A 13,412-nucleotide genomic window follows, 5' to 3' on the forward strand; every position below is an offset into this window, starting at 1 on the left:
CGGTTTGAGTCGTGAATCTGCTCTACACCTTTGATTCAGAGCGGATTCACGCGTTTGTTCTGAACGCTGCGCGTTACAGATCAAACGCGATCCGCTCTAAGCCGGGCGGGGTTTCCAGCGCTCAGGCCTCGCGATCCAGGGCCTTCACTTTCAGGCAATGGGTCAGCCGCGCGCTGTGCCGGGCAAGCCGGCGCCAGGGCGCGTCGAACTCCAGCACCGCGAGGGCGGCGGTTGGAAACTTGTCCTGGATCTGCGCCAGCGCCTGGGCATCGGAGCCGCGGCCGGCGAGGTTGAGCGCCAGGCTTTCGAGCTGCGGGTTGTGCCCGACCAGCAGCACGCAGGAGAAGTCTTCCGGCAGGTGGCGGAGCAAGCGCAAGATGGCGTCCTGGCTGGCACCATAGAGCTGGGGCGTCTCCACCCCCTCGGGCCGGTCCGGCAGTTCCGGCGCGACGAGGTTCCAGGTCTCCTGCGCCCGCCGGGCCGGGGAAACCAAAACGCGTTGCGGCCGCCAGCCGCGCAGGGCGATTTCCCGGCCCATGCGCGGCGCAGCCTGCCGGCCCCGGGGTGCCAACGGGCGCTGCCAGTCCTCCAGGGTAAGGTCGTCCCAACCGGACTTGGCGTGGCGGAGCAGCAGCAGGCGTTTCATGGCGTCCGAACGTCCTCCCCATCCTGCAACGAGCGGCAGTCCTTGCCTTTTTGGGCAGTGCGGCAAAACTGGTGTAGACTATAGCAGATCGTGATCGATTGGCTTTGCGGCCGATCCAGTCAGAAAGGACTCACTTGAGCAAGGCGGCACGCCAGACGGAAGCCCGGGAGCGCACCGGGGCGGTGATTCAGGCGCCGATGAGCCCCTGGCCCACCGCCAACTCGCCCGAGCGCTTCATCAACCGCGAACTGTCCTGGCTGACCTTCAATGAGCGGGTGCTGGACGAAGCCTTCAACACCCGGCATCCGCTGCTGGAACGGGTGCGCTTCCTGTCGATCTCGGCCAGCAATCTCGACGAATTCTACATGGTGCGCGTGGCCGGCCTGCGCGGGCAGGTGGGCGCCGGTGTGAAGGACATCAGCCAGGAAGGCATGACGCCGGCCGAGCAGCTGAGCGCGATCCATTCCCGCGCCCAGCGGCTGATGCGGCGCCAGCAGCTCTGCTGGACCACCCTGCGCGAACAGCTGGCCGAGAACGGCATCGACGTGCTGGCCCGCGAGGAGTTGAGCGAGGAGGACCGGCGCTGGCTGGCGGACTACTTCGAAGAGCAGCTCTTCCCCATGCTCACACCGATCGCCATCGACCCTGCGCACCCCTTCCCCTTCGTGCCGAACCTGGGCTTTGCGCTGGTGATGCGGCTGGTGCGCGCCGCGGACGAGGAGCCGCTCAACGGCCTGGTCCTGCTGCCGCAGCAATCCGAGCGCTTCGTGCGCCTGCCGGGCGAGCGGCCACGCTTCGTGCGCAGCGAGCAGATCATCCGTCTCAACCTCAACCGGCTCTTCCCCGGCATGGAAGTCTCGGAGTTCGGCGTCTTCCGGGTCATCCGTGACAGCGACGTGGAGGTGGAGGAGGAGGCCGAGGATCTGGTGCGCGTGTTCGAAAGCGCGCTCAAGCGCCGGCGGCGCGGCTCGGTAATCCGTCTGGCGGTCAATGCCGACATGTCCGCCGACATGCACGATTTCATCCTCGCCGAACTGGGCGCCGCGACCGACGATGCCTTCCGGCTCGGCGGCATGATCGGCCTGGCCGACGTGCAGCAGCTCATCATCGACAACCGCCGCGACCTGCTCTTCCCGCCCTATGTGCCGCGCTTTCCCGAGCGCATACGCGACTATGACGGCGATTGCTTCAAGGCGATCCATGCCAAGGACATCATCGTTCACCACCCCTATGAATCCTTCGACGTGGTGGTGCAGTTCGTGCGCCAGGCCGCCGCCGACCCGCAGGTGGTGGCGATCAAGCAGACGCTCTACCGGACGAGCGAGGATTCCCCCATCCTGCGCGCGCTGACCGAGGCGGCGGAGGCCGGCAAGTCGGTGACCGCGCTGGTGGAACTCAAGGCCCGCTTTGACGAGGAACGCAACATCCGCTGGGCGCGCAATCTGGAGCGGGCCGGGGTGCAGGTGGTCTACGGCTTCATCCGCCTGAAGACCCACGCCAAGGTGGCTCTGGTGGTACGGCGCGAGGGCGGTGCCCTGCGCTCCTACGTGCACTACGGCACCGGCAACTATCACCCTATCACCGCCAAGATCTACACCGACCTCAGCTTCTTCACCACGGACCGCGTGCTCTGCCGTGACGCGGCGCGGCTGTTCAACTACATGACTGGCTATGCCAATCCCGGCAAGCTGGAGAAGCTGGCCATCGCACCGATCAACCTGCGCGAAACCCTGATGGCGAACATCGAGGCGGAGATCGCCCACGCCCGCGCCGGCCGGCCGGGTGCGATCTGGGCCAAGCTGAACGCCCTGGTGGACGGCGACATCATCGACGCGCTCTATCGCGCCTCCCAGGCCGGCGTCGAGATCGACCTGATCGTGCGCGGCATCTGCTGCCTGCGCCCCGGGGTGCCGGGCTTGAGCGAGAACATCCGGGTGAAGTCCATCGTCGGCCGCTTCCTGGAGCATGGCCGCATCGTCTGCTTCGGCAACGGCCAGACCCTGCCCTCGCCCGACGCCAAGGTCTTCATCTCCTCGGCCGACTGGATGCCGCGCAACCTGAACCGGCGCGTGGAGATCCTGGTGCCGATCGAGAACCCCACCGTGCACGAGCAGGTGCTGGAGCAGGTCATGGTCGCCAATCTGCGTGACGAGGCTCAATCCTGGATCATGCAGCCCGACGGCGACTTCGAGCGGGTCGACGGCGGCGAGAGCCCCTTCAGCGCCCAATCCTTCTTCATGACCAATCCCAGCCTGTCCGGCCGCGGCTCGGCGCTGAAACGCGAACCCAGAGGCGAATGGGCCGGACCCGGCGCCAAGAAATCGAGGACAGCGGACGCGTGAGCGCAGCGGACGTGACCTGCACCCCCACCCGTCCCGTCGCACCGGTGGGGGTGGTCGATATCGGCTCCAACTCCGTGCGCCTGGTGGTCTTCGACGGCCTGCGCCGGGTGGCGGTGCCGCTGTTCAACGAGAAGGTGCTCTGCGGCTTGGGTGCCGGCCTGCACCACAGCGGAAAACTCAACCCGGAAGGACGCGCCCTGGCGCTGGAGACCCTGGTCCGCTTCGCCGGCCTGGCCCGGGCCATGAAGGTCAGCGAACTGGACCTGCTGGCCACCGCCGCGGTGCGCGATGCAACCGACGGCCCGGACTTCGTGCGGCAGGTGGAGGAGCGCACCGGCCACCCCGTGCGCGTTCTCTCCGGGGGGGACGAGGCACGGCTCTCGGCGCTCGGCCTGCTGTCCGGCCAGCCGGACAGCGCCGGCGTCATGGGCGATCTCGGTGGCGGCAGCCTCGAACTGGTGGCCGTGGAGCAAGGGCGCACCAACGGCTGGGTATCACTCAAGCTCGGACCGCTGCGGCTGCAGGACGAGGTGGGCAGTGACCTGCGCGCAGCCCGGCGCCTGATCGATGCCGAACTGGCGAAACTCGATTGGCTGGGCGGCCTGGAGGGCCGGGACTTCTACGCGGTGGGCGGCGCCTGGCGCGCGCTGGCACGCCTGCACATGGAGCAGAGCCGCTACCCGCTGCACATGGTGCAGGGCTACGCCATAGACCGTGGCGAAGCGGAGGAGGTGGCCAAGCTGGTGGCCAGCATGGGCCGACGCTCGCTCGATCGCCTGGTGGACCTGCCGGCGCGCCGCCTGGAAACCCTGCCCTATGCGGGAATGCTGCTGTACCGCATCCTGCGGAAAGGGCGTCCCCGGCGCCTGGTCTTCTCCTCGCGTGGCCTGCGCGAAGGCTGGATCCTGGACCGGCTCAGCGAGGAGGAACGCAGGCGCGACCCCCTGCTCGTGGCCGTGCGCGACTGGGCCAGTTCCGACGGACGCTTCGGCGACCTGGGGCAGGAGATCACAGCCTGGGCCGCGCCGCTCTTTCCCGAGGAGAGCGAGGCGCAAGCCCGCCTGCGGCTCGCCACCAGCCACCTCTCCGACATCGGCTGGCGCTATCACCCGGACTACCGGGCGGAGCAGACCCTGCTGCGCATCCTGCGCGCCCAGGAGTTCTGCGTGGAGCACGATGAGCGGGCCTTCATCGGCCTGGCGCTCTATCACCGCTACGGCGGAGAGAAGAGCAAGCGCGTCCTCAAGGGACCGCAATCACTGCTGGGTTCGGCGCGCAGCAAGGAAGCCGAGATCCTTGGCCGGACCCTGCGCATCGCCTACCTGCTGTGTGGCGGCGCGGTGGAGATGCTGCTTCGCTGCCGACTTGAGCGCTCCGCCGAACAACTCATCCTGCGGGTGCCCGAAGATGCACCGGTGCCCCCCGGCGCCACCATCGAGAAACGGCTTTCTTCCCTGGCCTCCAGCCTGAAACTCTCCGAAGCGCGGGTGGTGAGCGACCCCGCTGCGTGAGGCGATAATGGCGAACCAGCGGATCAAAGGGAACGAAGTCGCGGCGTTGCGTGTCTTACTCCTGTCCGGGAGAGCACGTCTGTGTGCAACCTCCACCCCCGGAAATCCAATCAAGGAGTGGCCATGCAGCCGAGAAAACCCGTCGCCGTCGCCTTCGCCCTTCTCCTGAGCCTCGCGGTGCCGCAAGGCGCGCTGGCGCAGTTGGACGAACCGGAAGGTTCCTGCTTCGAGCCGGTGAAGCCGGCCTGTGCCGAGGTCACGGTCGATTCCGAGGACGAGGGCTGGGCCTTGCGCTGCCAGGAGGAATTGCTGCAGTTCCTGGAGGAGGTGGACGGCTATCGCCAGTGCGTGGTCGGTCGCATCGACCGCATGCGCGAGCAGGCGAGCGAGGAGCGCGAGCACATGAAATGCCTGGTGGAGAGCGAAGGGAGCGGAGACTGTTGAGCGAAGAGAACAAGGACGACATCCGCTGGTTCGGCCACGCACCGAGCCTGGACCGGGCCAGCCGCAGCCTGCACTTTCACGGCGAGGTGGGCCGCGGCGAGGAGGCACGCACCATCAACGTGGCCGTGCGCTGGGAGGCGTTGGAAGCGCTGGAAGGCCAACAGAGCGAGGTGCGTGACCGGGCGCGCTACAGCGCGATTTTCGAGGAACACCGCGGCCGCTTCGAAGCCATCGCCGCGAAGCTCCATCGGCGCGACACCCCCTTGCAGGACGGCTACCTCGTGATCGGGCCGGAGCACCTGGGCGGGGGCTTCTGACCTCGCGCCATCGCCACGCGTGACTGCCCCTTTCCGCTTCGTTGTGAGTGACCGCGTCTTTCCCACGTCATTGCGAGCGACCGAAGGGAGCGTGGCAATCCAGGGTCGCGAGCGGCCGCCCTGGAGTGCCGCGTCGGCTGCGCCTCCTCGCAATGGCGGGCGGTGAGGGCGGTCACAGGCCTCACATTCGACGCACGCCGCCTGCCCTATCGCTCAACCTGTTGAGGAGAACGGCAGGCGTTCGGTGAGTTCCAGATAGCGCACCGTGGCTTCGGTGCGGTTGCGTACGTTCAGCTTCTTGAAGATCGACCGGCAGTGCAGCTTGACCGTGACCGGATTGAGCTCCAGTCGCGCGGCGATCTCCTTGTTCGAACAGCCCTGCAAGAGATGCTGCATCACGTCCTTTTCCCGACGGGTGAGGGTGAGATCCTCGACGGCGGATCCTTGCTTGGAATCGCTTGTGCGCGCAGAGGTTTGTGATCCCGGGTAAAGGGTGCTGCGCCCGCGGCAGGACACGAAGATCTCTCCCGCCAGCATGAGGTCGACGGCGGGAGGGATGGCGGTGATCGCCAGGGCCTTGGAGATGAAGCCGACACCGCCCTGGTCCAGCACCCGGTCCGGCAGGCTTTCGTCTTCCAGGCCGCTCCAGATTGCAACCGACACCTCAGGCCGCCGCTCCTTCACACGCTGCACGATGGCGTCGCCCGGGATATCGGGCAGCGTGAAGTCGATGATGCAGAGATCCAGCGCTTCCTCCTCGTCGAGCCATTTGAGGAAGTCCGCGAAGCGCGTGAACTCCAGCGCTTTGTGACCACGCGCGGCAATCAGTTCGCGCAAGGCTTTAGCAATCAGTGGGTGATCATCCACTATGGCAATCACCCTATCCGGCAAGGCCATCCCGTTCTCTCCGTCCGGCGGGGCAGACAGAAAACCCACCCTTCCCATAACCGAAACCTATCGTCAGGATTTGCTTTTGGGAAGTCAGTAATCTCCTCACAGTAGAATATAACGGGGCAACTGACCCACCTGGGGTCTCCCCTCAAAAAGGCTCGGCTTTCCGCCAGCCGAGGTAACGCAGAGACCGGCACGCTGGTTTCAGAGCGGATCGCGTTCAGCGCAGACTGTCCAGCTGGCCGATCCAGCCATCGATGGGCGTCGACCCCGCCGCGCCGCGCGTGCCGCTGCCATCGCGTGCAGTCAGAAGCGGCCACCATCCGTTGAATGCCCCGGTGGCGCTGCTGCGCAGGGCATAGGTCCAGAAACCAGCCGCCGGCCGTGTCATCGCACTTCCGACGCCATAGCCGAGGCCGCCGCCGCCATAGCCGAAACCGCTGAGATTGGAGACCCGCCCGGCGCGCACGGCCGGCAGTCCGTCAGCACCAACTATGAAGGCCTGGTCACGCTCCTGCGCCACATTGGCCAGCGCACCGCTCGGCAGGCGATAGAGGTTGTTGCGGGACATCCTGTCCGACAGGCGGTCCTGGATGATGACCTGGCGATAACCCGGGCTCATTCCCACACCACCGGCCGCGCCACGAAAGGCAGGCTGATAGGGTGTGTTGTTCCACTGTGCCGCCGCTTCGGCCAGGGGCAGGACAAGGGCAACCGCTGCCAGCCCGGCCGCCAGGGAAAGGATCTGTTGTTTCATACCGACCTCCTTCCGTTTTGAAATGGAGCCCCGGAATTCCCCTCCCCGTCGTTTCACCGTCACGTCTCGCTTGGCCCCTCCTCAGAGTCCTCGCCTGAGCCTTCTCCCTCTCCAGCGCCCGGACCAAGATAGCGGTAGGCCAGGATCGCAGCCGCGGTTCGGCTGCGACAGCCCAGCTTCGCCAACAGACTGCGCACCATGTTTCGAATCCGACCGAGCGGCACATCGAGCCTGTCGGCAATTTCCGCATTACTCGCCCCGGTCATGAGGAGGGCAAGCAACCGGCGCTCCTCCTCGTCCAGTTCCGCCAGGGCCGCCCCGTGGCGCTGACGGTCGATCAGCAGCCGCACACCCGGCGGTGGCAGGCTGGTCACACCCTGCACTGCGTCGAGCAGGACATCCGCGCCCACCTCGCGCAGCCGAGACGGCTCGATCCAGCCGGCCAGGGATTGCAGCAGTTGTTCGCGCTCCAGACGGTACAGGACCGTGGAGAGCTCTTCCAAGGGGGCTATCACTATTATGCGAAGCGCTGGTGGAAAGGTGCGCCGCCGCTGACGGAGCAGGCGTAACAGGCCCCGACCGCTGGTGATCAGCACGCCGATCTGCCGTCCCACCGGAACCGGCAGGGGCGTGGCGATCACCGCGGGAAAATCATACCGCCCCAACACCGCAATTCGCGTCGGCTGCACCATGGCTTCCAGCACCTCGCGCTGGAAGCTGTCGCTGCCGACGAGGATGACGCCCCCCGCCGCGCCGAACGGGCCGGTGGCTGGCTCAGGCATTCTGCGTCCCTTTCTGCTTCTTATTCTTCACGGCCTGCCTCGCTGAACAGAGGTCACAGGATACAATGCACCGTGACAGCGCGTTGTGCGGCCGCTCGGAGTGTCCAGCAGCAATTGTGAGGCGAATACCCCTTTCGCTTTACCGGAATAGGCGCAAATCGGTCCGCCCTACTCCTCCCGCCACAACGCTCCTCAACCCGTTTTGATCAAATCAGATCTTAACTGAGACTTCGCCAAATCCCCTTTTATCTCACTTTGTACTTTTGCTCCTCTGCCTCAGCACGCTTGTTGCGGGTAGGCTTGTGTCAAATGGCGGGCGTTACTGAGACGCGAGCGGGACGCCTCCGCTGGGGCAAGCAGCAAGGAACGGGAGTTGAGAAGAATGGGCCTGAACCGGATCGTGATCGGACTGGGATTATCGCTCGCCTTGGCGGGCTGCCAGACCGCAGCCGTGGTCGCCGAAGGCAAAGCGCCGGCGGTCCGACCGGCCTACAGCTTTCCCGTCACCACCAACACCACGCCCTACACGCGCTGCCTGCAGACGCTCGCGAGCTATCCCGGCAGCCACCACCCTTCCTTCGCTGTGGGCGAGGTCTCGGACAAGACCGGCCAGATGGACACCCTGACCGAGAGCACCGTGCTAACCCAAGGCCTGTCGGAAATGGTCATGAGCGCGCTCTGGCGCAGCGGCAAGGTGCGCATGGTGGAGCGCTATGACCTGCGCATCCCCCTGGCCGAACTGAAGATGATCGAGCAGGGGCTGACCAGCCGCTCGGCCAACGAACTACAGCAGTCGGTGCCGGCTAGCGACTTCGTCGTCCTCGGGGCGCTCACCGAGCTCAACTACAACATTGTCAGCGAAGGCGCCGGCCTGTGGGTCGGTGGCATCGGCGCCGGCGGGCGCACCGTCATCATCAATGTGGGCCTCGATCTGCGCCTGGTGAACGGCCGCACCTTCGAGGTGGTCCACGTCAGCACCCTGCAGAAACAGGTTTTTGGCTACGAGGTCGAAGCGAACGTCTTCCGTTTCTTCGGCTCGCAGCTCGTCGAGTTCGACGCGGGACGCATTCAGAACGAACCGCTTCAACTCGGCGTGAGGTCCGTCATCGAAATGGCTGTCTACCAGATCATGACGGACTACTTCCGCCTCCCGAGTGAAGAACACTGTCAGGTCCGGGAGACGAACTTCTTCGAAGAAACCCTGACAGGCAAAACCAAGGAAATGGAGAGCTAGTGATGACTACTATGAAGCGCACTTTCATGCTGGCCGGCGCGTCGGCCATTGCCATGGGCCTGCTTGCACCTTCCGGCGCAGCGGCCTTCGACAAGATCCACTGGCACTGGAACAATCACGTCAACGGCTATGTGAGCAAGTATATCAAGATTCACAGCCACTTCGACCCGAAGGGCTTGGTCATGGTCGAGGCCGTGCAGACACAGCTCGGTGATGTGACCGCCAAGTCGATCGTTTTCAATATCGACAACAACTCTCCGAACGGCGAACCCGTGACCCATGAAGTCGACCTTGGGAAGGTAACACTGGAAGCCCTCGGATATGGCAAGGTCACATGGAACAACGAAGGTGAACTTGTCGACGAAAACGGTGACGTTCTCCAGAACCAGCACTGCTCAGTCGGGGGTTATGGCGGTTGCTACCTTGACCTCGGCACCGCCACAATCACCCTCGAAGGCATGGGCGGTCCGCTCAATGCCCTTGCCGAGCTCCCCGAGGTCGTGAGCACGGCCACTGCGGTGGGCAACAGTTTCTCGATCGAGAGCCCGACCATGACCGAGTTCCATGTCGAGCAGACCCTGAAGGGCGATCAGCTCTTCCAGCCGGCGAGCATCGATGCGGACTCCTGGGTCTGGGACATCAGCAACGCCACAGTGGACAGCTCGGCCACTGCGGTGGGCAACAGCTTCAGCCTCGACCTGGAGACCGTGGCGAAGGCCGGCAAGCGCGGCCGTCACGGCGGTGGCTCGGATGACCTGATCGTCATCGGCGACGTCACGCAGTTCAGCCACGCCAACATGAATGCCACCTCCTTCGTCACGGATGTGAGCATCTCCAACTACACCAAGCTGGGCAAGATCGACCGTCCGATCGTGAGCTCGGTGGCCACGGCCGTGGGTAACGCGGCCAACGTGTCCGTGAACGTCGGCGGTGTCGGCGGCAACTGATCCGGGACGCGCCAATGGGCTGAACGACAGCCCTAGAGCGCAACCGTCCTGACTTGCGGGGTGGGCCCGCGGCTCACCCTGCCCCTTTCCGGCTCACAGACAACAAGGAGCCTCGCCATGAAAGCACGCAACCTCATTCTCGCCACCGCCCTGGGCGGCCTCGTGGCCCTGACGGGAGAGAACCTGCCGTCGCTCTCGGGAGAGACCGCCGTGCAACAGGCTGCCGCCCAGCAGATGGGGCGTCAGGGCTGGGGCTACTCCCGCAACAAGTCCATGGCCGCGCAGTTCCAGCACGTCGAGCGCGAGAACAAGAAGAACCGCGCCGGCGGCGGAGGCGGCGGTGGTGGCGGCTCGGTCACCCAGTACGTGACGAACTACAACACCAGTTCGACTGCCATTGGCAACTACACCCAGATCGAGCAGATCCTCAGCGACGGCGCTCAAGGCTCGCTGGACTACCTGGCCGATCAGGACAGCAGCGGCAATCAGGGCGCCGATTCCTTGACCGATCTGAATATCGATAACTCGGTGGGCAAAAACAGCCGCGGCAACCGCAAGAAAAACAAGTCCGAGGCAAAAAACTGATCAAGCCAGAAAACTAAACACCACCGGGGACAACTTGCCGCAGCCGGCCTGGCCGGCTGCCAGGGATGGGGTATCGTTCAATGCCACTTTTCAGCCAGAAGGCCCGCGCCCTCAGCGGCCGGGCCGCCCTTGTCATCGCCGCACTCGCGCTCCCGCTTGCAGCAGCCCAAACGGCCTTCGCCGAGACTTTCAAGGTTCCAGAAACAGCCGAAGAGCGCGATGCTCTCGCACACTCAGCGGAGGCGGGCGATCCGGACGCACTCTACCTGGTCGGTGCCCTCGGTATCGAAGGCCGCGTGCGCGACATGCCGCGCGAGGATGCGCTCGCCGCCTTGCTCCAGGCTGCCGAGGCGGGACAGGTCGAGGCCAATCACCTCCTGGGGGTGATGTTCGCCACTGGCCAACTGGTGCGCCAGGATCAAGCGCGCGCGGCAAGCCATCTGGAAGTCGCTGCCAACGCCGGTCATGCGGCGGCTCAGGAAGCCCTTGCCCAGGCCTATTTGGCCGGTGCCGGTGTGCCGCAGGACAGCGCACAAGCGCTCCATTGGTTGGAGCAGGCCGCCGCGCAGGACGGCGCCGCAGCTCGGGTCAATCTCGCCGTGCTTCTGCTCAACGGCGACGCAAGCGTCCGCAACCCCGAACGCGGCCTGGCGTTGTTGAGCGAAGCGGCGCAGGAAGGCTTGCCCGCCGCCCAGCACAACCTCGCCTGGGTCTATCAGCAGGGCGAGAGCGTCGCGTCGGACCCCGGGCTCGCGCTCTCCTGGTATCGACAGGCTGCGGACCGCGGCTATCAGCGCTCACAGTACAATCTTGGCGGCATGCTGCTCGATCCCGAGTTCGCCGGTTTCGACCCGGTCGAGGGACTGTCCTGGCTCATGCTGGCCGCAGCCGGCGACAACGCGGAAATCAAAGAGCAGGCCACGGGCTTGCTGCACGAACTGGCGGCAGAAACGCCCCCGAACCTGCTCAACGAGGCGGGGGAAAGAGCCCGCATCACCGCCATGCGCGCCGGCATGAGCAGCGGGCAGTGACGAGGCGCTTCCTGCCGGCCCCGGTCAGACGCCTGGCCGGGGCCGGCAGCCTATTTCTGGCGGCCTGCGCGTTGAGCGGCTGCCTCTACGCAGGCGGCATGGCCGCAGCCGCGCTTGTCAGCGGCATGAGCGGCTCCCATACGGCAGCGGCCCCGGGCCCCGGCACCGGCGTGCAGAACGGCCGCAACCTCGACCCCTCCATCGGCCAGGCCCTGGCTGCGTCCGACAGGCTTCCCCTGGACAGCTGTCGCGCGCGCCTGCCGCAGAGCGAGCCTTTGGCGCCCGGACAGTGCGCGATCCGGCCGGTCTGCCTGCCAGGCGCGATGCAGCCCAGCGAGCTGCTCGTCTGCCACTCCCCGCAGTAGGTGGCTCCACCACGCCTGCATTTTGCGCTCTAACCGTGAACGGGCGCACGCAGCCCTCCCGCACGTCAGCAGCTCGCCTCGCACCCCGGCATCAAGCATGCACGGAATTTCGATCCAGGCTGTGGTGCGGGAAGTGGAGCCCCGGCGTTGGGGCTTCGGGAGTGGGGCACGCCGGGGCTCCTGCAAGGCCGAATAACCGTTCGGCCTGACAATACTAGGAGAAACCCGAGCGGCACGGGAGTGCTAAATCGGAAATCGCTCTACCTAAATGGTTGATTTTTATTTATCCGCTATTACCAGCGTACAAGATGCTTGCATTGACCGACCAAGTTAGCGACAGGCATCAACAGAAGCGGTTCCAGGTGCCCCTAAAATGTTCCTGTCCCGCAACATGAGGATGGTGCACTGATGCTCGCAGTATTACTGCGAATCCACGCCCTTTGGATAGGTATGGCATTCACTCCATACCCTTGCGCAGCGACCCTAGCCTTCTGCCACTCACCATAGTTCGCATTCCCGGGGTAGTTTTGCCCTGTGGGCAGTCTCCCGGAAACCTGAAGATGAGGGAACAGGCCGAAAGGATGGCGATTACAGCCAGTAAGCGGAAATGCTTTCGGGACCGCCTGCGACCAAGAAGAGCCCGCAAACCAATGATGGATGGGGCATAAAGGAGTGCTGTCATGGAACATTCTGTAGAACTGTTGCTCATCGACAGGAATCGTCTGCTGCGGGAGGGGCTGAAGCGGATGCTCTCCGGTTCGAACGTCGCGGTGACCGAGGAATGTGCCGACGTCGCCGAGGCGGTGCAGCGCGATTTCAGCGGCTGGGTGCCGGCAATCGTGCTCATGGAATGGGTCGGTCCTGAAGCGGAACGCGCCAATCCGGTGGGCGAGATTCTCACCCGCTGGCCCGGGGCCAAGGTCATTGTCTTCGGCGATAGCCTGAACAAGTCCGAAATGGTCATGGCGCTGCGCGCTGGCGCCTCGGGCTATCTGCTGAAAAGCATGTCGCTGGATGCCCTGATCCATTCCCTGCGTCTGGTCCTGGTGGGCGAGGTGGTCTTCCCGACCGAACTGGCCGGCCAGCTGGTCAAGGAACCCTTGCAAAGCGGCAGCGCCAGCCTCTCGCTCAATCACCTGGACATCGACCTGTCGCCGCGCGAGATCCAAATCCTGCGCTGTCTGGTGGCCGGGCAGGCGAACAAGCTGATCGCGCGCGAGCTCAACATCACCGAAGGCACGGTGAAGGTGCACATCAAGCGCCTGCTGAAGAAAATCAACGCCCGCAATCGCACCCAGGCGGCGATCTGGGCGCTGAACTCCGGCCTGCAGCACCAGCAGCCGAACGCCTCCTGACCCGAAGCGGCAGCCGCCCGGACATAGGGCGGCCGCCGGAACGGCAAAGAACCCCGGAAAGGATGCGACCCTTTCCGGGGTCTTGCTGTGCACCCTGTTCAGGGTGCCAGAGTATCCGTGTTGATCAAGAAGGAAAGTTGACCCATGGACGCTGATCTCTGAGGAGGGCGTTTGCGAGGATCACGAGCTTGCGCATGATGGCTGT

The 13,412-nt window shown here is 65.0% G+C and carries 14 protein-coding genes; 10 read left to right on the forward strand and 4 right to left on the reverse strand.

Annotation, left to right across the window (positions count from 1 at the left end; translation table 11 throughout):
• Positions 1-121: 121 nt before the first annotated feature.
• Positions 122-646 carry a SixA phosphatase family protein gene (locus tag ABZ720_RS17285; RefSeq protein WP_366556780.1) on the reverse strand — a complete coding sequence of 175 codons (525 nt, stop codon included), beginning with the start codon at positions 644-646 and terminating at the stop codon, positions 122-124.
• 197 nt (positions 647-843) lie between these two features.
• Between ABZ720_RS17285 and ABZ720_RS17290 the strand changes: the two genes are divergently transcribed.
• From ABZ720_RS17290 to ABZ720_RS17305, 4 genes are all read left to right on the forward strand, one after another.
• Positions 844-2,988, forward strand: coding sequence for an RNA degradosome polyphosphate kinase (locus ABZ720_RS17290; RefSeq protein WP_366556793.1), 2,145 nt, complete (start codon positions 844-846; stop codon positions 2,986-2,988).
• Positions 2,985-4,499, forward strand: a complete 1,515-nt coding sequence (locus tag ABZ720_RS17295) for a Ppx/GppA phosphatase family protein (RefSeq protein WP_366556781.1) — start codon at positions 2,985-2,987, stop codon at positions 4,497-4,499. Before ABZ720_RS17290 ends, ABZ720_RS17295 begins: the two co-directional genes overlap by 4 nt.
• Positions 4,500-4,622: 123 nt before the next feature.
• Positions 4,623-4,943, forward strand: coding sequence for a hypothetical protein (locus ABZ720_RS17300; protein WP_366556782.1), 321 nt, complete (start codon positions 4,623-4,625; stop codon positions 4,941-4,943).
• Complete coding sequence (locus ABZ720_RS17305) at positions 4,940-5,260, forward strand: DUF1488 family protein (protein ID WP_366556783.1); 321 nt, start codon at positions 4,940-4,942, stop codon at positions 5,258-5,260. The genes ABZ720_RS17300 and ABZ720_RS17305 overlap by 4 nt, the downstream gene beginning before the upstream one ends.
• A gap of 213 nt (positions 5,261-5,473) precedes the next feature.
• Here the strand turns inward: ABZ720_RS17305 and ABZ720_RS17310 are convergent, their stop codons facing one another.
• From ABZ720_RS17310 to ABZ720_RS17320, 3 genes are all read right to left on the reverse strand, one after another.
• A complete protein-coding gene (locus tag ABZ720_RS17310; RefSeq protein WP_366556784.1) occupies positions 5,474-6,157 on the reverse strand; it encodes a response regulator transcription factor in 684 nt (227 codons plus the stop codon).
• A 214-nt stretch (positions 6,158-6,371) separates the two neighbouring features.
• On the reverse strand, positions 6,372-6,908 hold the full coding sequence (locus tag ABZ720_RS17315) for a hypothetical protein (protein WP_366556785.1): 537 nt from the start codon (positions 6,906-6,908) through the stop codon (positions 6,372-6,374).
• 59 nt (positions 6,909-6,967) lie between these two features.
• Positions 6,968-7,690 (reverse strand): LuxR C-terminal-related transcriptional regulator, encoded by a 723-nt coding sequence (locus ABZ720_RS17320; RefSeq protein ID WP_366556786.1) that lies wholly within the window; start codon positions 7,688-7,690, stop codon positions 6,968-6,970.
• A 382-nt stretch (positions 7,691-8,072) separates the two neighbouring features.
• On the opposite strand from ABZ720_RS17320, the gene ABZ720_RS17325 reads away from it, so the two are divergent.
• The 6 genes from ABZ720_RS17325 to ABZ720_RS17350 all read left to right on the forward strand — a co-directional run bounded on the left by ABZ720_RS17325 (position 8,073) and on the right by ABZ720_RS17350 (position 13,207).
• On the forward strand, positions 8,073-8,924 hold the full coding sequence (locus tag ABZ720_RS17325) for a CsgG/HfaB family protein (protein ID WP_366556787.1): 852 nt from the start codon (positions 8,073-8,075) through the stop codon (positions 8,922-8,924).
• A gap of 2 nt (positions 8,925-8,926) precedes the next feature.
• A complete protein-coding gene (locus tag ABZ720_RS17330; protein WP_366556788.1) occupies positions 8,927-9,871 on the forward strand; it encodes a hypothetical protein in 945 nt (314 codons plus the stop codon).
• Positions 9,872-9,988: 117 nt separating this feature from the next.
• Positions 9,989-10,456, forward strand: a complete 468-nt coding sequence (locus tag ABZ720_RS17335; protein ID WP_366556789.1) for a hypothetical protein — start codon at positions 9,989-9,991, stop codon at positions 10,454-10,456.
• Between the two features lie 80 nt (positions 10,457-10,536).
• Positions 10,537-11,487, forward strand: coding sequence for a tetratricopeptide repeat protein (locus ABZ720_RS17340; RefSeq protein WP_366556790.1), 951 nt, complete (start codon positions 10,537-10,539; stop codon positions 11,485-11,487).
• Positions 11,484-11,852 (forward strand): hypothetical protein, encoded by a 369-nt coding sequence (locus ABZ720_RS17345; protein WP_366556791.1) that lies wholly within the window; start codon positions 11,484-11,486, stop codon positions 11,850-11,852. The genes ABZ720_RS17340 and ABZ720_RS17345 overlap by 4 nt, the downstream gene beginning before the upstream one ends.
• A gap of 680 nt (positions 11,853-12,532) precedes the next feature.
• The gene (locus ABZ720_RS17350) at positions 12,533-13,207 is read left to right on the forward strand and encodes a LuxR C-terminal-related transcriptional regulator (protein WP_366556792.1); all 675 of its coding nucleotides are present in this window, start codon (positions 12,533-12,535) and stop codon (positions 13,205-13,207) included.
• The last annotated feature ends 205 nt before the right edge of the window (positions 13,208-13,412 follow it).

This window comes from Aquibaculum sediminis, assembly GCF_040712085.1.
In the GTDB taxonomy this organism is placed as follows: Bacteria; Pseudomonadota; Alphaproteobacteria; order Kiloniellales; family DSM-21159; genus Aquibaculum; species Aquibaculum sediminis.

Excerpts from the sequence above, each read along its gene's own strand:
- ABZ720_RS17285 (WP_366556780.1), bottom strand. The coding sequence starts at position 646 with ATGAAACGCCTGCTGCTGCTCCGCCACGCCAAGTCCGGTTGGGACGAC.
- ABZ720_RS17290 (WP_366556793.1), top strand. The coding sequence starts at position 844 with ATGAGCCCCTGGCCCACCGCCAACTCGCCCGAGCGCTTCATCAACCGC.
- ABZ720_RS17300 (WP_366556782.1), top strand. The coding sequence starts at position 4,623 with ATGCAGCCGAGAAAACCCGTCGCCGTCGCCTTCGCCCTTCTCCTGAGC.
- ABZ720_RS17310 (WP_366556784.1), bottom strand. The coding sequence starts at position 6,157 with ATGGCCTTGCCGGATAGGGTGATTGCCATAGTGGATGATCACCCACTG.
- ABZ720_RS17315 (WP_366556785.1), bottom strand. The coding sequence starts at position 6,908 with ATGAAACAACAGATCCTTTCCCTGGCGGCCGGGCTGGCAGCGGTTGCC.
- ABZ720_RS17320 (WP_366556786.1), bottom strand. The coding sequence starts at position 7,690 with ATGCCTGAGCCAGCCACCGGCCCGTTCGGCGCGGCGGGGGGCGTCATC.
- ABZ720_RS17325 (WP_366556787.1), top strand. The coding sequence starts at position 8,073 with ATGGGCCTGAACCGGATCGTGATCGGACTGGGATTATCGCTCGCCTTG.
- ABZ720_RS17330 (WP_366556788.1), top strand. The coding sequence starts at position 8,927 with ATGACTACTATGAAGCGCACTTTCATGCTGGCCGGCGCGTCGGCCATT.
- ABZ720_RS17335 (WP_366556789.1), top strand. The coding sequence starts at position 9,989 with ATGAAAGCACGCAACCTCATTCTCGCCACCGCCCTGGGCGGCCTCGTG.
- ABZ720_RS17340 (WP_366556790.1), top strand. The coding sequence starts at position 10,537 with ATGCCACTTTTCAGCCAGAAGGCCCGCGCCCTCAGCGGCCGGGCCGCC.
- ABZ720_RS17350 (WP_366556792.1), top strand. The coding sequence starts at position 12,533 with ATGGAACATTCTGTAGAACTGTTGCTCATCGACAGGAATCGTCTGCTG.